The following is a 23,729-nucleotide window of genomic DNA, read 5'->3' as shown; positions in this document are numbered from 1 at the left end:
CACAGCAAATACGGGACAAAAAAAAGGAGTCTTTCGACTCCCTATAAAACCAAGATAAGACTACAGCACTTGGTATTCAAAATAACTCATTACACCCAGAAACATTATCAGTATGAGGCTTTGCTCACCGACGTGAGCAACTATAAGTGAAATCCACAGGACAATATTGACAATACAATCGTATTTTATTGACAAATCACGACAAAGCCCTGTTTTACTCCATAACCTGCGTATTTAACTGCTTCATTACCGTATTTTTTGCAGTATTTTTCGTCATCTTAGAGTAAGCATCGGCCGATTTAACTAGAAAATATTGTTCTGCCCAGCGGTTCAATTTTTTCGAGATCGGTGCAGGCAAGCTCAAACCTAAAGGATTCTGTTCCTGCAAATCTGCCGAGGAAATCACACGGGTACCGAGCAGATAATCAAACCAGGGCTTGGTGACGCACCAGTTGGCATCCTGATTACTATTCATATGATGATCATAATGCCAGGGTAATTTCTTTTTGGCCCATTCTGGTTCCAGATGAGCCCGGCGATGTAAATAATAATAGTTGCCTGCACTATACAGGGCGGCCAGTGACATGCCTTTGGAGAAGGGATAAAAACTGAGTCCAAAGACGGTCGCAACGACTGCCAGTGAGGCAATTTCATTGCGGGTACGCCAGTTGTCCAATCCTTCTACATAGCCGAAATCGGAAAATTCCGTTTTTCGCACAATCCGGTGATGCTCCCAATGTGAGCGCATACTCTCGGGTACCGGACTATAACGGCTCTGTCCCGGCTGGTGAACACCATGCAATACATATTTATGTGCAAACCATTCAAATCCATTTGCGACGACAAGTCCTGCCAGAAAACCTTTCCACATAATCTTTTACCTCTTGGTCTATTTTTAATATAGGCTAAATAAAAGACTAGATATTGACCAAAATATTCAATATGATTGACAAAATACGACAAAATAAAAGAATTAAAAATGCTGGTTCTAAAAAACTACGTAGGTTCAGTATACGGTGGTTTAGGACATTTACTTTTGGACTATTATCAGTTGAAACAGCTTGAAGTCCCTGAGAAATTATTGGCCATTCAAAATCTGGAACGCTTTGATTTCGCCCTGTGGCGTGATTTGTTAACGACGCTTGATCAACAGCTGCAACGACCGGCGTTAGGACTGGAAATCGCCCAACTGGTTGAAGCTAAACACCTCGGTATTATTGGCTATCTGGCACTCTCAAGTGAGACCTTGGGTGAAGCCTTTATGCGCTATCATGATTATCATCGTCTGATTTATGATGGCGGCCCACTTCAGCTGCAATGGCAAGGCGATTATCTGTCGATTGGCTGGGTTGAAGTTCCCTTTCATCTGAATACCCAACTGACCGATGAAATCGCGATTGCGCTAATGACGGAATTCGTAAAAGCCAATGTTCAGAACCCGCACGGGGTTCAGTTATATGAAGTTCATTTCCAGCATGTAATGCCTAAAAATATTGCACTCTATGAGCAGTATTTCGGATGTAAAGTCCGCTTTTCTCAAGCGAGAAATCAGGTATTGATGCATGTCAGTGAACTGTCCAGACCACTGAAACAGGGCGACCAGACCTTGCAAAAACTGCTGATGCAACAGGCCAAAGCATTATTAGAAAAATTCCCGTACTCCACTCTGGTAGATCAGCAGCTGCAACAGGCGATTCTAATTGGCCTGCAAAAAAACCTGTTCCAGATCAAACATATTGCCGAGCAGATGAATTTTTCCGTGCGTCAGTTACAACGCCATTTACAAAAACAGGGCAAAACTTATCAGCAATGTATGCAGGAGATTCGCTGCATGCTGGCTATGCAATATCTGAAAGATCCGCACTTGAGTTTGCAGGAGACTGCCATGTTACTGGGTTATTCTGAACAAAGTGCGTTTCAGCGTGCCTTTAAGCAATGGACCCAGCTGACACCGCAGCAGTGGCGCCAACAGAATATGCCAGCTGCTTAAACTACCAGCATGTTCGTTTGATATACGGGCTTCAAGCAGGGTTGACGATTTTAATCCCTGTCCCCTATCACCTGATGATAGATAGAAAAATAAGGAATTAAAATATGGGTAGATATCTTCCCGAATTGCTCGGCACGTTCTGGCTGGTGTTTGGAGATATTGTGGGAGCAGAAAATTAGGCTTTTTAATAAAAACCCTCTAAAAAGCCAGGATTTCCAAATACCATTTTTCTGCATGTTTCACATGGAGCATGCAGATCATCGCGCTTAAAAATGCTTATAAAAATGGATTTTCAATTTCATCCAGATCATCACGCTGAATTTTTTCTGGCAAGTCCTGCGTGTTTTCCAGTTGTTGTACCACATCATTCAGAAAAGCCTGCAAGGCTTTGGCCACTTTCAGTCCCTGCTGATCCTTGGTGATTTGCAAGTTGCCATACAGGCTGACGCAGTCCAGATCATTTTCCAAAGTCAGATCATGAATGGCATGGGATTCGCTGCCATTTTCAAATGCTTTAAACATATCCTCTTCTACCTGTCTTTGTTATTTTCAATGAACGTCTGATGTCGATGCTACCCGAATCCCGGTTTTTTCAGCAAGCTTATTTCAACAGGTGCAAAATATATTGCAACAAGGCATCAATCAGCTGTTTCACAATGGCATCTTGCGTTGCATTGTCTATCGCACCGCCAGTCGCAGAGGAGGCCGAACTGCTTGAACCGGAAGACTTAAACTCGCGTTGTAATGCCTGCAGGTTTTCTTCAGAAACCTCTTTGGCACACTGACTTTCTGCATCCCAATTAGAGTATTCAATTTTCTGGTTGGCTTTTACGGCATTTCCAGTCAGTGGCAGCTTATAGGTATTGCGTTTCTGTTCTTCGGTAAGCTGCGGGAACAGGTTAATTCCAAGCTGTTCTTCCAGATAGCAGACACTGACAATACGCACTTTCAGTGAATTGTCATTCGGTGCATAGTAAGCACCAATAGCACCGGTTTTCGGCATATAAACCGCCTTATAGACCGCGGTTGGCACAATCACGCCATTGCCAATGGTTTTCAGCTTCTTCCCGGCAAAGACCGGCCCGGTTACCACATAAACATCCTGTTTCTGCTTGGTCACAATGGCACGAGTGGCTTCTTCCAGCTCACGCCAGACTTGCTGATTATTCTTGGGCGCTTGCGGCACCATATTGGCCATTGAAAAACTGTCAGACTGCGCAGCCTTGTTAGGCATATCCGCATTCGGCGCCATATGACCGCGGTCATAACCTGAACCGCGATAATCCGCCAATGTGGCACGATGCTTCGCACTGACCCGATCTTCTTCATGAAAATTATCTTCACGGGGAATTTTCTGGCTTAAGCGTGCTGGCGTTAAGGCTTCTGCGACCCAAAGTGGCGTTTTAGATACCCCGGAATAACCGACATTAAAGCCATTAAAACACAGTGAATAGCTGTCTTTTTTCAGGCTGTCTTTTATCAAATATGGCGGCACATCCCGATAAAACTGGTTCAGACAGGCAGAATCACTGGAAGAGGATAGTGACACCCACTGACTGATTTTTTCCTGACCAAAAGCGATGGCGAAGCTGCTCGAAGCCACCACGCCCAGAATGACTTTAATACTATTATCATTTAAAAACTGAGAAAAAGAGTTCTTGGATTTACGCTGCTTCTTGGCCATTCTTACACGTACTTTTTAGATCAATACAGATTTTGACCGAGCTTAACAAGCTGTATAAGTGAAGTATATCTTGGCCCTACCATTCGTTTACTAAATAAACAATAAGTATCCAAAACCCCGGCTAGTTGTAACAAACTGTCTAATTTTATTTCTTTTTAAATGAGGTTTCTCGGTGTTTGCGTAGCTTTGTTTGGCCCAGTAGATTGAGTGTGTAAAGCTAACGGCCTATCTCAATTCGTAAAATTATTAGCAATGGTGTCAATCATGAATTCCAAACTCTCTAAAGCATTAGGTTTAGGATTATTCACAAGTGTGATGAGCGTAGCGGCATTTGCCGAGCCACCAGTTCAACCAGGTGAAACACTTGAAAGCTTGTCTAAAGCTAAAATTAGTACCAAGGTGAATGGTCAGGAAGCCTCTTTAGAAAGCTTGGTGAATTCTGGTCAGATCCGTCTGGTCGATCCGCGTGCAGCAGCACCGCAACCAGCCATGCCAAACACACAGGCACCAATGCCCAATGATCCAGCAATGACTCAGGCACCAAATTCAGGTACTGTTTCTCCTCAACCACCTGTCACAGAACCAGGTATGAATGAAGCAGAGGTGCCGGCCAATCTGGTTGAACCAGCCACTGAATCAGAAGTAGAAGCCAGCACGTCTATGACGACGCCTCAACCACAACAAGCACTGGAAGAACAACAAGCAGCTGTACCAGCAATGTCTGAAGAGCAACAGCAAGCAGCTATTGCTTCAGAACAACCGATGCCTGAAGCACAGCAACAAGCGGCTGTGACTGAAGCAGATGTGAGCAATGAACAAAGTGAAATTGCGGCTCAATCTGATGCAGAGCCAGTGCTGATGGAAGAACCTTTGAATGCTGCACCTGAAGTGCCTGCTGCGGTAGAACTTGAGCAATAATCTGAAGCTCATTTATTTATTGTTTCTCTCATAAAAAAACCAGAGTGTGCCTCTGGTTTTTTTATGCTTTTTATTTACATCTGAATCTGGGTACCCAGCTCAACCACACGGTTGGGTGGAATCTGATAGAAATCACTGACCGGACTGGTATTGCGCTGCATAGAAATAAACAGCTTTTCCCGCCATGGTGCCATGCCCTCACCCACAGTATGCATAATCCGTTCACGTGAAATAAAGAAACTGATCTGCATCAGGTCATATTCAAAATCCCATTGCTCATAGGCCTGTTGTAAAGCTTCCGGAATATTCGGCTGATCCTTAAAACCATAATAGATAAACACCCGGTAAAAATGCTCACTCAGTTTTTCCAGTTCAATCCGGTCCTGCCTGTCAACAAAAGGAATATCCCGGGTAATCACCGTCAACATGATATTGCGTTCATGCAAGACCTTATTGTGCTTAATATTATGCAACATGGCATGCGGAACAATATTTGGTGTACCGGTCAGGAAAATGGCATCGCCTGGCACAAACTTGGTGCCTTCCCCCATCGAAATACTTTTAATAAACAGATCAATCGGCAAGGCATCCTGTTCCAGCCGGTTCAGTACCAACGCACGCCCGTCTTTCCAGGTCATGAGAATCGTAAACAGTACCGCACCAATCAGAATTGGCACCCAGCCACCCGAAGCGATTTTCAAGGACGTTGAGGCCACAAAGACTAAATCCAGTGCCAGGAATGGTACAGCAAATAACGCTACTTTCCAGACCGGCCAACGCCAGAAGCCATAGGCCAGAATCGAGATCAAAATGGTGCCGCAGAGCATGGTCATGGTCACCGCAACGCCATAAGCACTGGCCAGATTGGCACTATTTTCAAACAGTAAAATCAGGATCAGCACCGAGATAAACAACATCCAGTTAATGAAAGGCAGATAAATCTGGCCACGCTCCAATGCAGAGGTATGCTTGACTGACAGGCGCGGCAAATAACGCAATTGAATGGCTTGATTGACCATAGAAAATACCCCAGTAATGACCGCCTGTGAGGCAATCACCGCCGCTGCAGTCGCCAGTCCAATCATCGGAAATAAGGCCCAGTCGGGCAGCAGCATATAAAAAGGATTCGCCAGTGCTTCAGGACTACGCAGTAACAAGGCGCCTTGCCCGGCATAATTCAGCAATAAACATGGCAAGACAATAATGAACCAGGCCAGACGAATCGGCAGACGGCCAAAATGCCCCATATCGGCATAAATCGCTTCACCCCCAGTCATGGTCAGAATCACCGCCCCCATGGTCAGAAAAGCCACATAGGGCTGATCGACCACAAAATGATAGGCCCAGTAGGGATTCACCATCCAGAGTACAAACGGGGTCTGGATGATGCTCCACAAACCAAAACCGCCAATCGACAAAAACCAGAGCATGGTTAAAGGTCCAAAAAACTTGCCCATCGTGGCTGTGCCGTGTCGCTGAACCATAAACAGCCCGGCCAAAATCCCGATGGATAAAGGCACCAGCCACTGATTGAAAATGGGTGTGGCAATACTCAGGCCTTCAATGGCTGAGAGCACGGAGATTGCCGGGGTAATAATCCCGTCACCGAAAAATAGCGATGCGCCGACAAAACCCAAAGCAATCAGGAATATTTTCTTTTGATCAGAGATTCGTGTGGTACGCAGGTTTAATGCCAACAGTGACATGATCCCGCCTTCGCCGTTGTTATCAGCACGCATGATTACCATGACATATTTAAAGCTGATGGTAAGCATCATGCACCAGAAAATCAGGGACAGGATGCCGAGTACAGAAGCTTCGCTAATGGCAAGATGTGCGGTGAGGAAACATTGGCGCAGTGCATAGAGCGGACTGGTACCAATATCTCCGAAAACGACCCCAAGCGCAGCCAGTGTAATCACCGGGAGAGCTGCCTTTTGTGCAGTGCTTTGCATATATTGTCTTCGTTTTTAACAAGCATTTTTGCGAATCATAGCACCGCATTAAAAGTTTTTCCGCAAATCAATTGTTTCAGCTTGGCACAGCTGGTTTTTTTCGCTATTATCCTCGGCCTATGGTGAGGTGTCCGAGTGGCTGAAGGAGCACGCCTGGAAAGTGTGTAAACGTTTATAGCGTTTCGAGGGTTCGAATCCCTCTCTCACCGCCAGAATTTAAAAACCCGAATCACATGATTCGGGTTTTTTTATATTTAATTTTATCCATCATCCCATCAGTAAAAAAAATCATCTGCTTAGATCTTAAAATATTGTTATCCATCGTCTTATGCAAATCATTGAATTTACACACCTCATCGCTTATAAAAACCTGTTTTAATTCAATGCTTGCGCTTAATTCTATTTTTTAAAAATCTTCATTTTTCATCAGCCAAAAAACTGATAAATTGTGCAGTTTCTGTACGCCATTTATTTCAGGTTTTTATTTATGTGTTCAAAAAAAAACTGGCACAAAAATAGCTTAATTTTATTGTCATCAAAGCTATGTTATGTTGCTTATAAATCAACTAAAAGGAGAATAAAAACCAAAGGATAGAAAGAAATAACCAAGTGAAGCGAGCCATTCAAATTTGAAGTTAAAAAATAGATACACTGCTATTCGGAGAGCGAACATGAATAACAGCGCAAACTATGCCAAACAGATTAAAAATGCAAAACGTGGCGGTTATACCCCAACCATTGCCAAGGACATCAATAAACATAAAATTCAAAAAGCCTTAAGACTCATCGAACAGTGGAGAAGCCTCGCTCAAGAACTCAAACCTCAAATGCAGTTTGATATGGCCTTTACTTTAGAGGAATGTGCACAAGAATTAGATCGCATCCTGAAAAACAGATAAACCTTTCAACCGACTCATATTCATAGCAAATCCTATGCTTTCACCCTCGCCCATATCTGCATATATGGGCCATTTCTTTGCACATAGTCAAAAACAGAACTTTTCATCCATCCGGTCAAAATAAACAAATCCTGCCGAAACTGATTGAACGGTTATTTTTTGGCTTGCGTGACCAAAAAAAATCTGTAAAATGCACTCCACCATGCCGGCATAGCTCAGTTGGTAGAGCAACTGACTTGTAATCAGTAGGTCCACAGTTCGAATCCGTGTGCCGGCACCATATCTTAGCCTCGCTTTTTAGTGAGGCTTTGATGTTTCTGGGTTTTGGTATTTTCAGCTGAGTCTTCTTGCACTTTCTAGTGCTTCGATTGTGCCGTCACTTGCACATATCTCACAATCCCTTCCTGATATAATTTTCGGCATAGTTTCGCTGTCATCTGAATTTTAAAATGATCCAGTTTTGAACCTTGAGCCTGATCATCTGATGCTTTTGAATTCAAAGTTTTTTGCACATAATCCGCAAAGCCTGAAAATACCGGCTCGGACAGATCCTGAATCTGGATATTTTTAAATTCAAAACGATCCAGACAGGCATATAATGCACCCACTGTCATTAAATCTTTTAAATTCACATCGGCAGATTTCAATAAAAACTGATATTTACGCCGTGGTAATGCATTTAAATTTTCCCAACGCTCGGACAAAACCAGATGATGAAAACCAATCCGCGCATTTGAATTTAAAACACTATGGACCTGCTCCAAAAATACAGGAACAGGACTGTGATAAGCTGCATCCAGACACAGCACCACATCAAAACGCTGGGAAAATGGCAATTCTTTTAAACGCAAAAATGATGCCTGATAAATAGCATTCAGTTCTGGTAGATGTTGCTGAATATTAGCTACACAAGCAGCCTGTAGCTCGACACCAGCCAGATATTGCACCTGATAGTGTTGTTGCCAGTACAGCAAGCTGGCGCCCTGACCACAGCCTAAATCCAGCAGTTTATCTTTTGAATTTAAATTTACAGATTGCGCAAGGTGATCGGCGAGCATTCGACAGGCAGCCGCATAATCCTGCTGACCTGCTTGCCAATACCCTAAATTGCTCCAGGGCAATTGTGCATGATCGCCCAACATAGCGGCATCGATTGCATACTTGTGCTGGGGAAGACGCTGACGCAGTGCCTGAAGCCATTGCATGGATTAATAACCCAGTTGCGGAGCAACCTCGACCACAGGTTTTAAACCCTGAAATGGTAAAGGCGCACCAAAGATTTCTGCAATTTTCATCGCTGAAGTCACTGCCGATTCCAGAATTGGCAAACCGTCACATGACCATGAGCCACAGAAGAAGACCTTACGGTTGGCATCCAGATGACGTTGCTGCAATTCCTTATTCAGTGCCACGGTATTGGCATCGACCACTGCACGCGTCAGCATGACCGATTTGATCACTTTCTTCGGATCAATGTCGGTTACCGGACGCCAGGTCTGAAACACGGCCGACTTGCCGACCAAAGAAGGTTCAATCGAGTTAAGCCACACGGTAAATTGCTGACGGGTAAATTTACGGTCCATCATATAGCTGAGTACGGCCCAGTCTTTACGTTTTGGCGGCATTACGCTGGCATCGGTATGAATCACCAGTTCGCCTTGTTCGAATTTGAATTTCTTCAATAATTCAATTTCACTGGCAAACTGTACCGGATCCAGGAATTGCTCAATTTTGGTGGTCGGTGTTGCGACAATCACCCGGTCAAACAGTTTTGAATAACCGGCCGCATTTTCCACTTTGACCTGATCGCCCTGCTCTTGTACCAGTGTAATTGCTGAACCGTCTTCAATCTGAATGCCTTCAATCAGCTTGTCGACCAGTGCCGGTGTACCGCCTTGCAGACGCAGTAAAGCATCGCCATCGGTTAATTGACGCAGAAAAATTAACAACGGTTTAGCTGGCCATTCACCAATGGTTTTCGGATTGCAGGTACAGATGGTATATAGCACCGGCATCACCGCACCGTGCCAGAACACTTCTTCAATCTCGTTACGATTGATAAATTCTGCCAGGCTGATGTCCTGATTTTTCGATTTAAAGAATTTGGTCAATGCAACTTTTAACTGCAACAGGCCTTTGACCAGACGCCAGCCATATTGTTGCAGGCCTTTCCGGTTATTGATGATCGGGATATTGCCAATTCGGCTACGCGATGTGGTCAGCCAGGTTTCAGTTTTATCTTCAAATAACCAGCTGCAGGCCATATAGGTCCGCACCGGATAAGTTTTAATGCCCAGATGTGTGGCTAGACTCAGGGTGTTTTTCCACAGATAGGGGTTCATCACACGTAAAGGTGCGTCAATCAGGCCCCCTTCAAATTCAAGGCTATGACTGTCCATGCCGCGACCTGGAAGTGCTTCAAAAATCGTGATGTGATCCCCTGCGTCCTGGAGAATTCTGGCTGTAGCCAGTCCGGCCATGCCACTACCAATTACTGCGATATCCAAACTGATCATCCGTCATTGAAAAACTACAGAAATTATGTACCATGCGCCAATCAAACAGGTTATTAAAATCTTCCAGAATATATGTTTTTCGTAAAGGCCTTTTTGTTCAATTTCACCTGCTTTTTATTCATTTTTCTGCCTTAGTTAAAATTCCATCAAATCTAAGATTTTATTCATATTTTTATCTAAAAACTTGAAAATTCGCTTTAAAAACAAATAATTTAATTAACCATTTTTATAATCCTTGGTTGACAAATACTTTTTAAATACCTATGATTCGCAGCATAAGAAAACCATAAATTCATCCGGTTCCATTCAGATGCGTTTATGCGAAAATTGTTTAAAACGACAAGAAACTACAGCGCCTTATAAAATAAAAGCCTCTGCGAAAGCAGAGGCTTCTTTGTTTTCAGGCCTAGTCAATCATGCAGCAGGGTATTGCGCTTACTTGATTGCCTCGCATAAGCCGCTTAAAAAGTATAGAGTGCAATTCCTCAATTCTCATTTTGTTCTCAAATAGAAATCAAATGGCATGATGTTTTTGTCTAGAATTCATAAATCTCTAAACTAAAAAAATAAAAAATCCAGCAACTTGTGCTGGATTTTTTGCTTCAAAGAACTAGGTTTGAATTAGATTTTACCCACCAGGTCGATTGATGGAGCAAGTGTTGCTTCACCTTCTTTCCATTTTGCCGGACAAACTTCACCTGGGTGCGCATGTACATATTGTGCAGCTTTCACTTTACGCAGAAGCTCTTGTGCATCACGGCCGATACCACCCGCGTTGATTTCAATGATCTGGATTTTACCTTCTGGATCAATCACGAAAGTACCACGATCTGCCAGACCTTCGGCTTCAATCAATACTTCGAAGTTTTTAGACAAAGTCCAGGTTGGATCACCAATCAATGGATACTGGATTTTACCAATCACGTCAGAGGTATCATGCCAAGCTTTATGGGTGAAATGAGTATCGGTAGACACGCCATAAATTTCTACACCCATTTTCTGGAATTCAGCATACTGATCAGCAAGATCGCCTAATTCAGTTGGACAAACAAAGGTAAAATCTGCAGGATAGAAAAACACCACTGACCATTTACCTTTCAGGTCTTGCTCAGAAACTTCGATGAACTGACCATTGTGGTAAGCAGTTGCATTGAATGGTTTGATTTCAGTATTGATTAAACTCATGAGATATTTCCTCTGGCTTATTTCTGGGATTGCTTATCTTGTGAAGCTAGAATACGAAAAATTTTAAAATAGGTAAAACCGCAAGTTTTTATAAAAATGATCGCTTTTTTAGATCATAAATTTCTATCGGTATTTATTATCTTATTTATTTTCTCGATGCAGAGTTGTCCCCATCAAAAGCAACCTGATGTTTTAAGATTTATGATTCTTTTAATAAGTCGGGCTTTATTCAAACTTAATATAAATCTCGAGGATATAAAAAACCCACCGTATTCAGGTGGGTTTTAATGATAATTTACCGTTCTGATAAATCAAAATGGTAAGTCATCATCTAGATCTGCTGCAGGCGCTGCTGTTGGAGCAGGTGCAGATTTCGGCGCAAAACCACTCGGGTTATTGTTGCCATAACCGCCGCCCTGATTGTTGTTAAAACCGCCTTGCTGTGGCGCTGAACCATAACCCGATTGCGGGTTATTGCCATAACCGCCTTGGTTGTTGTTCGCCTGATTATTGTTATTAAAGCGTGGCTGGTTAAAGCTGCTCTCGCCCTGATCGTTTTGAGGACGGCTAGAGTCTAGCATCTGCATTTGCTCACCACGGATTTCTGTCGTATAGCGTTCCTGACCATTCTGGTCAGTCCACTGACGGGTACGTAATGAACCTTCAATATATACTTTTGAGCCTTTACGAAGATATTGCTGCGCAATTTCACCTAAACGGTTATGCAACACGATACGGTGCCATTCCGTTTGTTCTTTACGTTCACCGGTACTTTTATCTGTCCACGAATCGCTGGTTGCGATCGAGAATTGAGTGAGAGAGCCACCATTTGCAAAAGTTTTGGTTTCCGGATCTTTACCCAAAGTACCCACTAAAATAACTTTATTTACACCACGCATTTGCCGTTTACTTCCTATATATTTCTGTATTTTACTTTATAAGAGTTATGCTTAAATGGCTACCTCTTTACCTAACAAGTGCGTTAATTGTTGTCGCGAAGCATCATCAATCTGCTGTTTATCGACTTTTACATAGGCAACTTGCTGTTCAGACATCACCACGACCTCTTCAATACCACGAATCGCCAAAAGCTGAGAAGTCCATTCGTCAGTTTGTCTGCTTTCCGGCAATCGCAGTACCAGCGATGACAGATAGCGTGGCTGAGCCAGGCCAAAACTCATCAGCAGCCAGATGATCGCGATTCCTGTCAGGATACTCCAGCCCATCGAGGTATTGTTTAGCAGCAGCAATTGTCCGCCAATCATACCGCCAAAGAAAGCCCCTAAAAACTGGCTGCTGGCATTTACGCCCATTGCCGTCGCTTTGGACTGGATCGGTGCCGCTTTCGACAACCAAGACGGCAACAGGGCTTCCATCACATTAAAGGCAATGAAGAACAACCCTAAACCAATCAGCAAGACATATTTGGATTCAAAACCAAATGCCATCACCATTAAACCCAGAATAATACCGATAATGGCCACCAGAAAAATCGCCCGCATTTTGTGGTATTTTTCTGCCAGGATAATACTCGGAAAAGCAAAAAACAGGCTCAGTACCAACAGCGGCAAATATACCCAGCCATGACTGGAAAGTGGCAGATCAGCAAATTCGATCAGCTGTGAAGGCACATAGATAAACATGGCGGTGAGCAATAAATGCAGGGTAAAGACCGACACATGCAGACGATTCAGATCCCCGATTTTGATTACCTGTTTCAACTGTGCCAGATAGCCCTGCTGAAAGTTTTGATGATGCCGCGTGACTTTCGGCACCATCAACAGCATGGCAATCGCCGCCAGGCCCATCACCGTAGTCACCCAGAATAATCCCGAGATGCCCACCAGACCCGTTAGCCAAGGCCCCAGACTAAAGGCCACCACAAAGGACAGGCCGATACTCATGCCCATCATTGCCATGGCTTTCATACGGTTTTCTTCACGGGTGACATCTGCCAGCAGTGCCATCACCACAGCCGATACCGCACCACCGCCAGCGATTGCACGGCCGATAATCACGCCATAAATGGTGTCCGACATGGCCGCAATCGCACCGCCCAGCGCAAATAATAGCAGCCCTAAAACCACCAGTGGCTTACGGCTGTAACGATCCGCAATCAGGCTGAATGGAATCTGTAACAGTGCCTGGGTCAGACCATAGACCCCGACCGCCAAACCGATCAGTGCAGGCGTCGCATATTGATATGCCTGCCCTGCCACAGAAAACACCGGGATAATCATAAACAACCCCAGCATGCGCAGTGCAAAAATACTGCTCAGGGCAAAGGTTGAACGACGTTCTAAAGCATTCATCATAAATTATGGCGATTGGGTTAATTAATCTGGAGCCCAGATTATAGGACATTCAGCTCATTAATAAGACATGAATTTTATTTGAAATAAAGATGATGCCAATCTAAAAACAAAAAAAGCGCAGCCGGAGCTACGCTTTCATTCAGGGACAGTGCTTTATTTGTCTAAAGCTGCCTGACGTTTCTTGTACTGAATCGAGGCGAATACTGCCCAGACAATAAAAGCCACACCGATCAGACCGGTCACCACTTCTGGTACATGCAGACCGGTTCCGCTGGCAATCATAATGAAAGCCAGTGCACCGATGGCATAATGCGCACCATGTTCCAGGTAGATATAGGCATCCAATGTGCCCTGCTCAACCAGATAAATCGTCATTGAACGGACAAAGATCGCACCAATTGCCAGACCCAGCATGATGATGACCACGTCTGAGGTAATCGCAAAGGCACCGATCACGCCATCAAAACTGAAAGAGGCATCCAGGACTTCTAGATAGAGGAAACCACCAATACCGGCTTTCACTACACCCGTCGGTACGCCATTTTCATCATGACGAACTGCATTGCCATTTTCATCCACTTCAGGTTCACCACCGAGCATATGACTCAGCACCTGCACCCCGATATAAATCACAATACCCCAGATTCCGGCCATGGTCACGACCAGACGCTTGGCTTCATCGACATTGGCTGCCATGATTAACAAGGCCACCAGTGCAATAAAGACCGACATCGCCGGAACACTGGCCAGGTTGGATAAACGGCGTTCTACTCGTCTGAACCAGTGGGTATCCTTTTCTTCATCCAGGAAGAAGTTCAGGAATACCATCAACAGGAAAGCACCACCAAAAGCAGCAATCTCAGGATGATGTGCCATTAAACGTGCTGAATATTCTTTCGGATCATTCAGGGCCAGACGTACCACTTCCATAAAGCCCAGGTCTGCAGTCACTGCAACAATGACCACTGGGAAGATCAAACGCATCCCGAAAACTGCAATCAGAATACCGACTGTCAGGAACAGCATTTTCCAAAAATGATCCCAACCCCGTAGGACTGAGGCATTAACAACCGCGTTATCAAAGGACAACGACACTTCCATAATCGCTAAAATAGCGGTGATGGTTAGCGCTGTGAGCATGGTTTGCAGGCCTGCGTCAGGACCATGGGTATAACCCCAATACGCAGACAAACCAAGACACACGATCGAAAATGCAATCGAGAAACCAAAATGTTTCAACATACACAACGACCTTGGATAAATTAAATAAATGTATGGCTGCGAAAGAGCAGCAATACGAATAGGAAAAGTTAAGCTAATTATGAAACTTTTAGCGCATAAACCAAAGCACTTCCTGAGCCGTTTTATCTTATTTTCTGTTTTTAAAATTTGCCGATCTTTTAAACAGCCCGATCTTTGCTATAGTGCCGCATGGTTTAACTTGAACTGCGAAGGATTTTCAGCATGAGTTTTTCACAAGAGGTATGGCAACGTAATCTCACACTTTATCAGAAGACCCTGGCCCTGCCCTTTAATCAGCAACTGGCACAAGGTACTTTAAGCCGTGAAGCCTTTAGTCATTATGTGATTCAGGATGCGCATTATTTACTGGCCTATGGCCGTGCACTGGCCGTGTGTGCCGCCAAAGCTTTTGAAGCGGACGATGTAATCCAGTTTGCCGAGGCAGCCAAAATTGCGATTGTGGTGGAACGTAGCCTGCATGATGGCTTTATGCAAGATTTTGGCATTAGCAAAGAGCAATTTGAGCAGACACCGTTGACGCTGGCATGTCATCACTATACTTCTTATCTGACTTCGACCGCCTGGTCAGAAAGCTACCCGGTGGTGCTGGCCTCGTTGCTGCCTTGTTTCTGGATTTATGCCGAAGTTGGTAAAGATATTGTCGACAACTCTGCGCCGAATAATCCATATCAAGCCTGGGTGGATACCTATTCAGGAGAGGAATTCCACACTGCGGTGCGGAATGTGATTGCGACCGTTGACCGTGTTGCGGCGCGTGTTGATGCCGATACACTAGAAAAAATGCATGCAGCTTATACGCATGCGGCCCGTCTGGAATGGTTGTTCTGGGACAGTGCCTTTGAGCAACGCCAGTGGCCTGGTCTGGATGAATAAGACGGACGAATAAAAAAAGCCCTGTTTAAGACAGGGCTTTTTGGTTATAGCTGATCAAAAAATTTCTACTGTCATAAACCGATCATAAAAACGGCTTAGTCTGAAAAAAACAAGGATAGAACTGGCCGGTACGCTAGACCTAGCTATAAGCCCCAAATTGCCGAACAATAATTGAGAATAATTATCAATTAATAAAATCAATCCCGGAAAGAGGCAGATGATATGCACACTTTAGGCACCGAAGCGATTCGGGCATTTTTTACCCTGCAATGTTGCTGGCTCAATAATGAAGAAATCTATTTGGAACAAGGCTGTCCAGATTGTAGCTCGGCAGCGACTTATCTGATTTACCATACCAACACGCATATCCAGAAACATCTGCTGAAATTTATTGAAAAGTATCGCTGTCATCAGGCGCGACGTAACGATTTGCTCGACCTGGATTTTTTCCAAAAAGACTATGAGGACTTCCTGCACATTCTGGAAAATGAAGTCAATTTTTATGCACGTCTGCATCATGATGTGTCACGTGAACGCTGCTTTGAAGAGATCGAGTCTATCTTTGAACGCCATTATGCAATGGCTTATTAGGTATTGGCCTTGTACATGATCATTGTGAATATTTAGGCAATCGACTACTGCGTTTGTTAATGTTGTGATGAATTGACCAATCACCGACATAACTTGACGTTTAAAATACTTTTATTTGCACTTGAACATTTTTCATCCGGTATCATATAAGGGTTTTTGATGAATATTCTAGGATCCTTGCATGAGCCAAAGCCACATCCGTATTCGAGGCGCACGTACCCATAACCTGAAAAATGTGAACCTTGATATACCACGCGACAAGTTTGTGGTGATTACGGGACTGTCTGGTTCAGGTAAGTCCTCGCTTGCCTTTGATACCTTATATGCCGAAGGTCAGCGCCGTTATGTGGAATCGCTGTCTGCCTATGCCCGTCAGTTCCTCTCCCAGATGGAAAAACCGGAAGTGGATTCGATTGAGGGCCTAAGTCCAGCGATTGCGATCGAACAGAAATCTACCAGTCATAACCCTCGTTCTACTGTGGGCACTATTACTGAAATTTACGACTATTTACGTCTGCTCTATGCACGTGTCGGTACACCATTCTGCCCTGAACATGACTTGCCGATGGTGGCACAGACGGTCACTGAAATGGTCGATGCTGTTAAGGTACTGGAAGAAGGCACTGCTCTTTTACTGTTAGCACCAGTGGTGCGTGAACGTAAGGGCGAATACACGGCACTGTTTGAACAGCTGCAAAGTCAGGGTTTTGTCCGCGCCCGCGTCGATGGCGAGATTATGGAAATTGATCCGCCACCTGAGCTGGATAAAAAGAAAAAACATACCATTGAAGTGGTGGTCGACCGCTTTAAGATTCGTGATGATCTGGGTAACCGTATTGCAGAAAGTTTTGAAACCGCGCTGCGTCTTGGTGGTGATATCGCGATTTTATCCTGGATGAAGGGCGAGCATAACGATCGCGTGTTTTCAGCCAAGCACTCCTGCCCGCAATGTGACCGCGCGGTGGCTGAACTGGAACCGCGTTTATTTTCGTTCAACAACCCTTTTGGCGCCTGTCCGGTCTGTGATGGTTTGGGAACCCGCAGCCATTTTAGTGCCGACAAGCTGATTCCCAATCCTGAAGTCAGCGTTAGCCAAGGCGCGATTCGTGGCTGGGACCGTCAGCGTCCTTACTATTACAGCATGATCCAGAAAGTTGCCGAGCATTTTGGTTTTTCGCTAGAAACGCCGTGGAATGAACTGGATGCCGACACCAAGAAGAAATTTCTGTACGGCACCGGCAAAGAAAAAATTGATCTGAGCTATATCGATGAACGTGGCCGTCGCCATAATCGGGTGATTCCTTTTGAAGGAATTTTGCCGCATCTGGAACGCCGTTATCGTGAAACTGAAAGTAATTATGTCCGTGACGATCTGGCGCAATATCTGTCCAATGCCGCCTGTGATGCCTGTGATGGTTCACGTCTGAATGAAATTTCGCGTAATGTGAAAATTCTGGACAAAACCATTGCCGATATTACCCGTATGTCGATCGGCGATGCTGAAAGTTATTATCAGGGCATTCATCTGGAAGGTGCACGCGGTGAAATCGCCGACAAGATTTTCAAGGAAATCCGTGAACGTCTACATTTTCTGGTATCGGTTGGCCTGAATTATCTGAGTCTGTCCCGTTCTGCCGAAACCCTTTCGGGCGGTGAAGCACAGCGAATTCGTCTGGCTTCACAAATCGGTGCCGGTCTGATGGGCGTGATGTATGTGCTGGATGAGCCGTCAATTGGTTTGCATCAGCGTGATAACGACCGTCTGTTACAGACCCTGATCCGTCTGCGTGATCTGGGCAATACCGTCTTGGTAGTCGAGCATGATGAAGATGCGATTCGTGCCGCTGACCATATTATTGATATTGGTCCGGGTGCGGGTGTACATGGCGGGCATGTGATTGCCGAAGGGACTTATGATGAAATTCTGGCCAATCCTGACTCGCTGACCGGAAAATATTTATCCGGCAAATTAAAAATCGAAGTGCCGAAAAAACGGATTCAACCACCTAAGCCTGAAGAACAGATCAAGCTGATGGGGGCATCCGGGCATAACCTGAAAAAAGTCGATCTGACCATTCCTTTAGGTATTATGACCTGTGTTACCGGAGTGTCCGGTTCGGGTAAATCGACCTTGATTAACCGTACCTTGTTACCTTTGGCGGCGACCCAGCTCAATGGTGCCACCACTTTAACTTCGGAAAAGTTTGAATCGATTGATGGTTTGCAGTTCCTCGATAAAGTTGTGGATATTGACCAGAGTCCGATTGGACGAACCCCACGTTCAAATCCGGCAACTTATACCGGTCTATTTACCCCGATTCGTGAACTGTTTTCCCAAACTCAGGAAGCCAAGGCACGCGGTTATGCCGCCGGTCGTTTCTCATTTAACGTGAAAGGTGGCCGCTGTGAAGCCTGTGAAGGTGACGGCATGATCAAGGTGGCGATGCATTTCCTGCCGGATATGTATGTGCCATGTGATGCCTGTCATGGCAAACGCTATAACCGTGAAACGCTGGAAGTGAACTATAAGGGCAAGAATATTTCCGATGTCTTGCAGATGACCGTTGAAGATGCCATGCATTTCTTTGATGCGATTCCGGTGATTCACCGTCGTCTGGAAACATTACATCAGGTGGGTCTGGGTTATATCCGTCTGGGTCAGTCTGCTACCACTCTTTCTGGTGGTGAAGCGCAGCGGGTGAAACTGGCGCGTGAGCTGGCCAAACGTGATACCGGTCAAACCCTGTATATTCTGGATGAACCGACCACGGGCCTGCATTTCCATGATATTGCCAAACTGCTAGATATCCTGCATCAGCTCCGTGACAAGGGTAATACCATCGTGGTGATTGAGCATAATCTGGACGTGATTAAAACTGCCGACTGGGTGGTGGATTTAGGCCCTGAAGGTGGTTCAGGTGGCGGTATGATTGTCGCGGAAGGTACGCCTGAACAGGTCGTGAAAGTGAAAGCGTCACATACGGGTAAATTCTTGAAGCCGTTGTTGAAGTGATTTAGAAAGGGCTCATAAGAGCCCTTCTTTTTTAAAGTTTTCTATTACATATTCAATATTTTTCTTATTCACTTGATCAGTGCTCAAACTAAGCTTTTTCATTAAAATTGATTCAATATTTTGCTTTATCAATGGAGTTAAAGTCGAATCTATATTTTGCTTCAATATAATTGTCATTAACTCGCCTTTCGTTAATGATTTTAACTCTAAATCATATGTTGACTCACTAAAAATAAAATTCTCCCAATCTTGTAGGGAAGCAGACCTTAATACTAATTTAGCTTTGTTTTTTACGCCTCTATCTAAAATATAAATTTTTAATATGTCAAATAATGAGGGCAAGCCTACCGATGGGTTTTGCCGTTTCCAACGTTTCACATACCAATGAAGTAAATTCTCTTTTTTATAACCCCATGTTGTAACATCATCCCAAATCTGCTCATAATGTTTTGGCAATGCTTGAATAAGCCAATTCAGAATTTTTCTTTTCAATTTTTTAGAAAGGTCATTCCGCCCAAATTTTTTTAATAAGAAACAATGAAAATCTAAACTTTCTAGATCATTAAACCTTAAAGACTCTTTTGATTTTTTATATAATTCTTCGCAATAGCTTGGATCAACTTGTAAATTACGCCATTGATCCATTAATCTACCAAGATCTTTTCTAATTAAATTATTTTTCTCAGAAATTAAATCTGAATTAGCTAATGCATTCAATTCTTGAAAGTCTGGCGCTCCTTTTTGATCAAACCATTTCCTGAATTCTACTAGCCATCGATCATGATCAAATATAAACAAATAAGGTAAATTTTGTAATTTTTTCAATATTACCAACTTGTCATTATTTTGTTTACTATCTTCATTAATCTTCATCAAATCAACAGCATTGTCTGTAGAAAAATCTTCCCATGTTAAATCATTTTTTTTACCAAAATCTTCAATAAAATAACCTTGTAATACTCGAACCAAAATAATTTCTTTTGTTGAATATGCAACCTCTTTTGGTAGTTGCTCTGTGAATTTTCCAAACAATTTAATAACTTTTTGGAAAAATCGAAAATTATGAATCTCTAATTCATTTGCAAATTTGACCATTAAATCACCTAATGGTTTATCTATATCTTTTGTATTTGCACGAATTAAAGGTTCTACAGAATTAATTTTAACTTCTTCATCAATTAACTTTTCTTTGTACGCAGCATATTTTTTCTTATTTTCACTCTCAGTTTTTGACTCATCTAAAATTAAAATTACTTGGCAGTTACGTTCTAATTTCAATTGGTTCGCTAAACCCATTACATCTTTAATATCAAGTTTATTCGACATACGTTCAAAATCATCAAAGCAGATAATGGCATCTTTAACTTGATTAAACATTAAACTATCAAATATCTTTGCTGAGGAGCTAATACCAAATTGAGAAATTTTGGTCTCTTTTAGAATAGAGGGTAGCCCTCTTATCCATCGAGGAATTTCAATGGCAGAGCTATTATTTTCAATATGACTATAAATATGAGTTTTTAAGTCACTTAATGACTCCAACCCAAATAAAGAAACATACACATATTTCTTTTTATTTGGATTATTCTTTCTAAACTTATTCCAAAAGAAAGTTTTACCTACTCCCCAAGATCCAGTAATAGCGATAGCCATACCTTTATTATCACTTTCTCTAAATATTTGCTCTAATCTTTCTTCTGGTTTCATCTTTATTAGCATCTAAGAGTAATAAATTTGCTTAAATTTAAATTAAAAAGTACTGGGCTAAGAATTTAAACCTCTGCCACCGCATTACGTCCTTTGGCCTTTGCTGCAAACAAAGCATCATCTGCATTTGACAATAAAGCCATCCAAGACACGGCACCAATGGCAACCCCAATACTGACCGAAATCTGAATCTCGTCTCCTGCTGCAGTCACAATATGACGCTCAGCCACTTCAGCCCGAATGTTATCGGCCACAATCAATGCCTGCTGCATCTGGATATTTTCAATCAGCACCAGAAATTCATCGCCCCCATAACGCACCAGCAAATCTGTAGCACGGACATTAGCCTGTAAACGCTCGGCCACCAGCCGAATCACCTGATCGCCAATAATATGCCCATATTGATCATTCACCTGTTTAAAATGATCAATATCAATAATCATCAAACAGGTTTGACTCAATTGACCCGGCTGATTTTCCATAAAACGGATATATTCTTCCAGCGCGAAACGGTTCGATAATCCGGTCAAGGAATCGGAATGAGCAATATTCTTTAAACGGAATTCCAGCGCATCACGTTCTTGCAACATCTGTTGCAATTTCTGAATGGCAGCGAATAAGGAATCAGAATGATTCACTTCACGCAGCCGCATATCAATTTTCTGACGACCCGAGTTTTTAGACAAACTCAACAACATGCGGCGTGCCTGAATCAGCGGCAGGAATACCTGTTTACGTGCAAAAATCATGGTTGAAATCGCGGTCAGTAATGAAATCAGCGATACCAGTACACTCCAGATCAAACGCTGCATATTGCTGTTCATTTCCTGAATAGCGGCATCTCTGCTGTATTGCAGTAGGTAAGTTTGCAGGTCTACCACAGTCGCAAATTTATCTACCATCGCTTCAGTCAGCTCTGTTCCGCTCAAACGGTAGTCACGTTGCTCCAGACTGTCACTGATCAGTTCACTCACAATCGGTAAGCCTTGCTGAATAAACTCGGTTTCTACCCGTCGATGTAAACGAATGAACTCCTCTGTTTTATCTTGAACAGGCTGAATGGTATCAATCAAGGCCCACAAATAACGCACCTGATGTTGGGTCTGTAAAGAGCGGGTAATATTTTCAGTGGGAAGCGGAGCTTCAAAAGTCACATGCGCCATGATAGACGAGGCCACACGACCGGCCTGATCACGTAAATCAGATAAAAATAGAATCTGGCTAATATAGTTATTCAGAGGGGTCGATGAGCTATCTGAAGCCACTGCCACGTCACGCAAAAGTTCACGGCAACTTTCCCAGGCAGCAAACATGGCCAGAATTGCCTGATCAAGTTCTTGCGCACTGCGTTGCTGACGCGGCATCCGGGTATAGGCATCAACCTGTGCACGCCCCTTTTTCAAACTACTTTCAAGCTGTGAAAGTTGCTGATTCAGGTTGTTAAACCCGACCTCCCTCAAGACATCAGCCGTCTGGGAGAGCTGCCGATCCACCTGCTTTCGATAGCTGATTAACTCTTGCTGATGCTGGGCAAATTCCTGTACTGAACTAGACATGGCTTTATTGGCAGGCGCACGCTCACGCGAAATTTTATTTGCCAGATCAGCGACCTGCTGTAAGGCATTCAATTGTTGATAAGTTTGTCTGGATTTTAAATAACTTTGACTGCTACTCACAATTAAGGGAATGCAGATGCAAAGTAAACATAAAATAATAATCGACATCGACCAGTACAAACGTTTACTGATCCACTCAGAGCGTAAGGTATTCATGCTGTTGTATTACGCCCCAATATGACAAGCAAAGCTAAATAGATTGATTATTATACAAATAAAACAGGATGGTCTTAAAGCCTTTAGTCTTACTTCACTTATGTTTTTAATGAATTTTTATCATCTATTATTTTCAGATACTTAAGTTAGTTCATTTGAAACTTTAATGCAGGGTTTCATAACCACAATTCCCTATAAAGTCTTACAAAAGCAAGGGAATTTAAGCAGCTAAAAAATATAAAAACTTGCTTTCTGCACTATTTACACCTGCAACAAATAGGTGCATAATGCACCGCATTAGGGCGAGTTAAATTATTCCTCAGCAGATATTTTAGTTTACCCGCAAATTTTGGCGAAAAAAGCCCGATTTTCTATGAAAATCGGGGTTTTTTTTAGCTATTGAATTTTAGACCTCTATTTTTACTTTTCAATATGCACTATTTTGGTGCTTAAAATTATTCTAATATTTATTTTTCTCATCTTGTTTTGAGTTGAAGGTTTTTTCAGAAACAGAATGATCTGAATTAAAAAATACGGGACAAAAAAAAGCCCAACCTTGGGGAAAGCTGGGCGATAAAACAAAAAATTGTGGAGAATCAGGCTAAATCACTATGAAAATGTGAACTCTAACTTGATTTTCATATTATGTAAAATTCCCCTGAAAATGTAAAGCCGATTGCTTAAGTCAAGATTATAAAACATGCCCATTTAGCTCAAAAAACAGACATCTACTCTAAGACCCAAGCTGATGATGCTTTAAAATCAAGCAATCCAATCAAGACATGAGGCGCCAGACACCTTGCACTTCTTGACAAATTTATGAATTAGCTCACCTATTATTAATTGTTTTAATAGATATATATATTATAATTAATCGTATTAATTGATTGAAATAATAACATAATTTCTCCTTAATCTTTAGTCCCGATTCTATATTTAAAGTCTAGATTTTTGTTATACAAGAGTTTTTATATAAAATAGGTTCGGAGCCTAATACTTGAATTTTACACAAAATTAATACAATGATTTAGCTTAAAAAAATAGCGAT

Annotated in this window: 18 protein-coding genes and 2 tRNA genes; 8 read left to right on the top strand and 12 right to left on the bottom strand. The window is 43.0% G+C overall.

Translation table 11 applies throughout. The features are described 5' to 3' along the window. Positions 1–214: 214 nt before the first annotated feature. The gene (locus tag Q9R24_RS08435; protein WP_311204040.1) at positions 215–871 is read right to left on the bottom strand and encodes a hypothetical protein; all 657 of its coding nucleotides are present in this window, start codon (positions 869–871) and stop codon (positions 215–217) included. A 108-nt stretch (positions 872–979) separates the two neighbouring features. Between Q9R24_RS08435 and Q9R24_RS08430 the strand changes: the two genes are divergently transcribed. Further along, on the top strand, positions 980–1,990 hold the full coding sequence (locus Q9R24_RS08430) for an AraC family transcriptional regulator (protein WP_168730628.1): 1,011 nt from the start codon (positions 980–982) through the stop codon (positions 1,988–1,990). Positions 1,991–2,266: 276 nt separating this feature from the next. Here Q9R24_RS08430 and Q9R24_RS08425 read toward each other — a convergent pair whose 3' ends face one another. Continuing rightward, positions 2,267–2,512: a hypothetical protein gene (locus Q9R24_RS08425; protein WP_005105385.1), complete on the bottom strand. Its 246-nt coding sequence runs from the start codon at positions 2,510–2,512 to the stop codon at positions 2,267–2,269. 79 nt (positions 2,513–2,591) lie between these two features. Continuing rightward, positions 2,592–3,674, bottom strand: a complete 1,083-nt coding sequence (locus Q9R24_RS08420) for a DNA/RNA non-specific endonuclease (RefSeq protein ID WP_311204039.1) — start codon at positions 3,672–3,674, stop codon at positions 2,592–2,594. A gap of 264 nt (positions 3,675–3,938) precedes the next feature. On the opposite strand from Q9R24_RS08420, the gene Q9R24_RS08415 reads away from it, so the two are divergent. Further along, positions 3,939–4,592 carry a hypothetical protein gene (locus tag Q9R24_RS08415; protein ID WP_253173731.1) on the top strand — a complete coding sequence of 218 codons (654 nt, stop codon included), beginning with the start codon at positions 3,939–3,941 and terminating at the stop codon, positions 4,590–4,592. A gap of 74 nt (positions 4,593–4,666) precedes the next feature. Here Q9R24_RS08415 and Q9R24_RS08410 read toward each other — a convergent pair whose 3' ends face one another. Next, the gene (locus Q9R24_RS08410) at positions 4,667–6,547 is read right to left on the bottom strand and encodes a potassium transporter Kup (protein ID WP_005105382.1); all 1,881 of its coding nucleotides are present in this window, start codon (positions 6,545–6,547) and stop codon (positions 4,667–4,669) included. 121 nt (positions 6,548–6,668) lie between these two features. On the opposite strand from Q9R24_RS08410, the gene Q9R24_RS08405 reads away from it, so the two are divergent. The 3 genes from Q9R24_RS08405 (at position 6,669) to Q9R24_RS08395 (ending at position 7,726) form a co-directional block, all read left to right on the top strand. Further along, positions 6,669–6,759: transfer RNA gene (locus Q9R24_RS08405), tRNA-Ser, on the top strand. A 459-nt stretch (positions 6,760–7,218) separates the two neighbouring features. Continuing rightward, positions 7,219–7,446 carry a hypothetical protein gene (locus tag Q9R24_RS08400; RefSeq protein WP_004647282.1) on the top strand — a complete coding sequence of 76 codons (228 nt, stop codon included), beginning with the start codon at positions 7,219–7,221 and terminating at the stop codon, positions 7,444–7,446. Between the two features lie 204 nt (positions 7,447–7,650). Further along, positions 7,651–7,726: transfer RNA gene (locus Q9R24_RS08395), tRNA-Thr, on the top strand. Positions 7,727–7,802: 76 nt separating this feature from the next. Here the strand turns inward: Q9R24_RS08395 and Q9R24_RS08390 are convergent. The 6 genes from Q9R24_RS08390 to Q9R24_RS08365 form a co-directional block, all read right to left on the bottom strand. Then, entirely contained in the window at positions 7,803–8,651 is an 849-nt protein-coding gene (locus Q9R24_RS08390; RefSeq protein ID WP_311204038.1) for a class I SAM-dependent methyltransferase, read from the bottom strand. A 3-nt stretch (positions 8,652–8,654) separates the two neighbouring features. Further along, on the bottom strand, positions 8,655–9,962 hold the full coding sequence (locus Q9R24_RS08385; protein ID WP_311204037.1) for an FAD-dependent oxidoreductase: 1,308 nt from the start codon (positions 9,960–9,962) through the stop codon (positions 8,655–8,657). Between the two features lie 621 nt (positions 9,963–10,583). Further along, positions 10,584–11,147: an alkyl hydroperoxide reductase subunit C gene (ahpC, locus tag Q9R24_RS08380; protein WP_004278673.1), complete on the bottom strand. Its 564-nt coding sequence runs from the start codon at positions 11,145–11,147 to the stop codon at positions 10,584–10,586. Between the two features lie 311 nt (positions 11,148–11,458). Beyond that, positions 11,459–12,046 carry a single-stranded DNA-binding protein gene (gene ssb / locus Q9R24_RS08375; RefSeq protein WP_004281391.1) on the bottom strand — a complete coding sequence of 196 codons (588 nt, stop codon included), beginning with the start codon at positions 12,044–12,046 and terminating at the stop codon, positions 11,459–11,461. 51 nt (positions 12,047–12,097) lie between these two features. Continuing rightward, the gene (locus Q9R24_RS08370; protein ID WP_311204036.1) at positions 12,098–13,462 is read right to left on the bottom strand and encodes an MFS transporter; all 1,365 of its coding nucleotides are present in this window, start codon (positions 13,460–13,462) and stop codon (positions 12,098–12,100) included. 153 nt (positions 13,463–13,615) lie between these two features. Continuing rightward, positions 13,616–14,704: a DUF475 domain-containing protein gene (locus tag Q9R24_RS08365; protein WP_311204035.1), complete on the bottom strand. Its 1,089-nt coding sequence runs from the start codon at positions 14,702–14,704 to the stop codon at positions 13,616–13,618. 222 nt (positions 14,705–14,926) lie between these two features. Here Q9R24_RS08365 and tenA point away from each other — a divergent pair, with 222 nt between their 5' ends. The 3 genes from tenA to uvrA all read left to right on the top strand — a co-directional run bounded on the left by tenA (position 14,927) and on the right by uvrA (position 19,202). Beyond that, complete coding sequence (tenA, locus tag Q9R24_RS08360) at positions 14,927–15,598, top strand: thiaminase II (protein WP_180180825.1); 672 nt, start codon at positions 14,927–14,929, stop codon at positions 15,596–15,598. A 222-nt stretch (positions 15,599–15,820) separates the two neighbouring features. Then, positions 15,821–16,189 (top strand): hypothetical protein, encoded by a 369-nt coding sequence (locus tag Q9R24_RS08355; protein WP_004729209.1) that lies wholly within the window; start codon positions 15,821–15,823, stop codon positions 16,187–16,189. A 181-nt stretch (positions 16,190–16,370) separates the two neighbouring features. After that, positions 16,371–19,202: an excinuclease ABC subunit UvrA gene (gene uvrA / locus Q9R24_RS08350; protein WP_311204034.1), complete on the top strand. Its 2,832-nt coding sequence runs from the start codon at positions 16,371–16,373 to the stop codon at positions 19,200–19,202. A 12-nt stretch (positions 19,203–19,214) separates the two neighbouring features. Here the strand turns inward: uvrA and Q9R24_RS08345 are convergent, their stop codons facing one another. Further along, entirely contained in the window at positions 19,215–20,909 is a 1,695-nt protein-coding gene (locus Q9R24_RS08345; RefSeq protein ID WP_311204033.1) for a P-loop NTPase fold protein, read from the bottom strand. A 65-nt stretch (positions 20,910–20,974) separates the two neighbouring features. Then, positions 20,975–22,681, bottom strand: coding sequence for a GGDEF domain-containing protein (locus Q9R24_RS08340; RefSeq protein ID WP_311204032.1), 1,707 nt, complete (start codon positions 22,679–22,681; stop codon positions 20,975–20,977). Positions 22,682–23,729 lie beyond the last annotated feature (1,048 nt).

It is taken from the genome of Acinetobacter sp. RRD8 (genome assembly GCF_031844225.1).
Classification (GTDB): domain Bacteria; phylum Pseudomonadota; class Gammaproteobacteria; order Pseudomonadales; family Moraxellaceae; genus Acinetobacter.
This window is presented reverse-complemented; position numbering and strand designations above follow the sequence as displayed.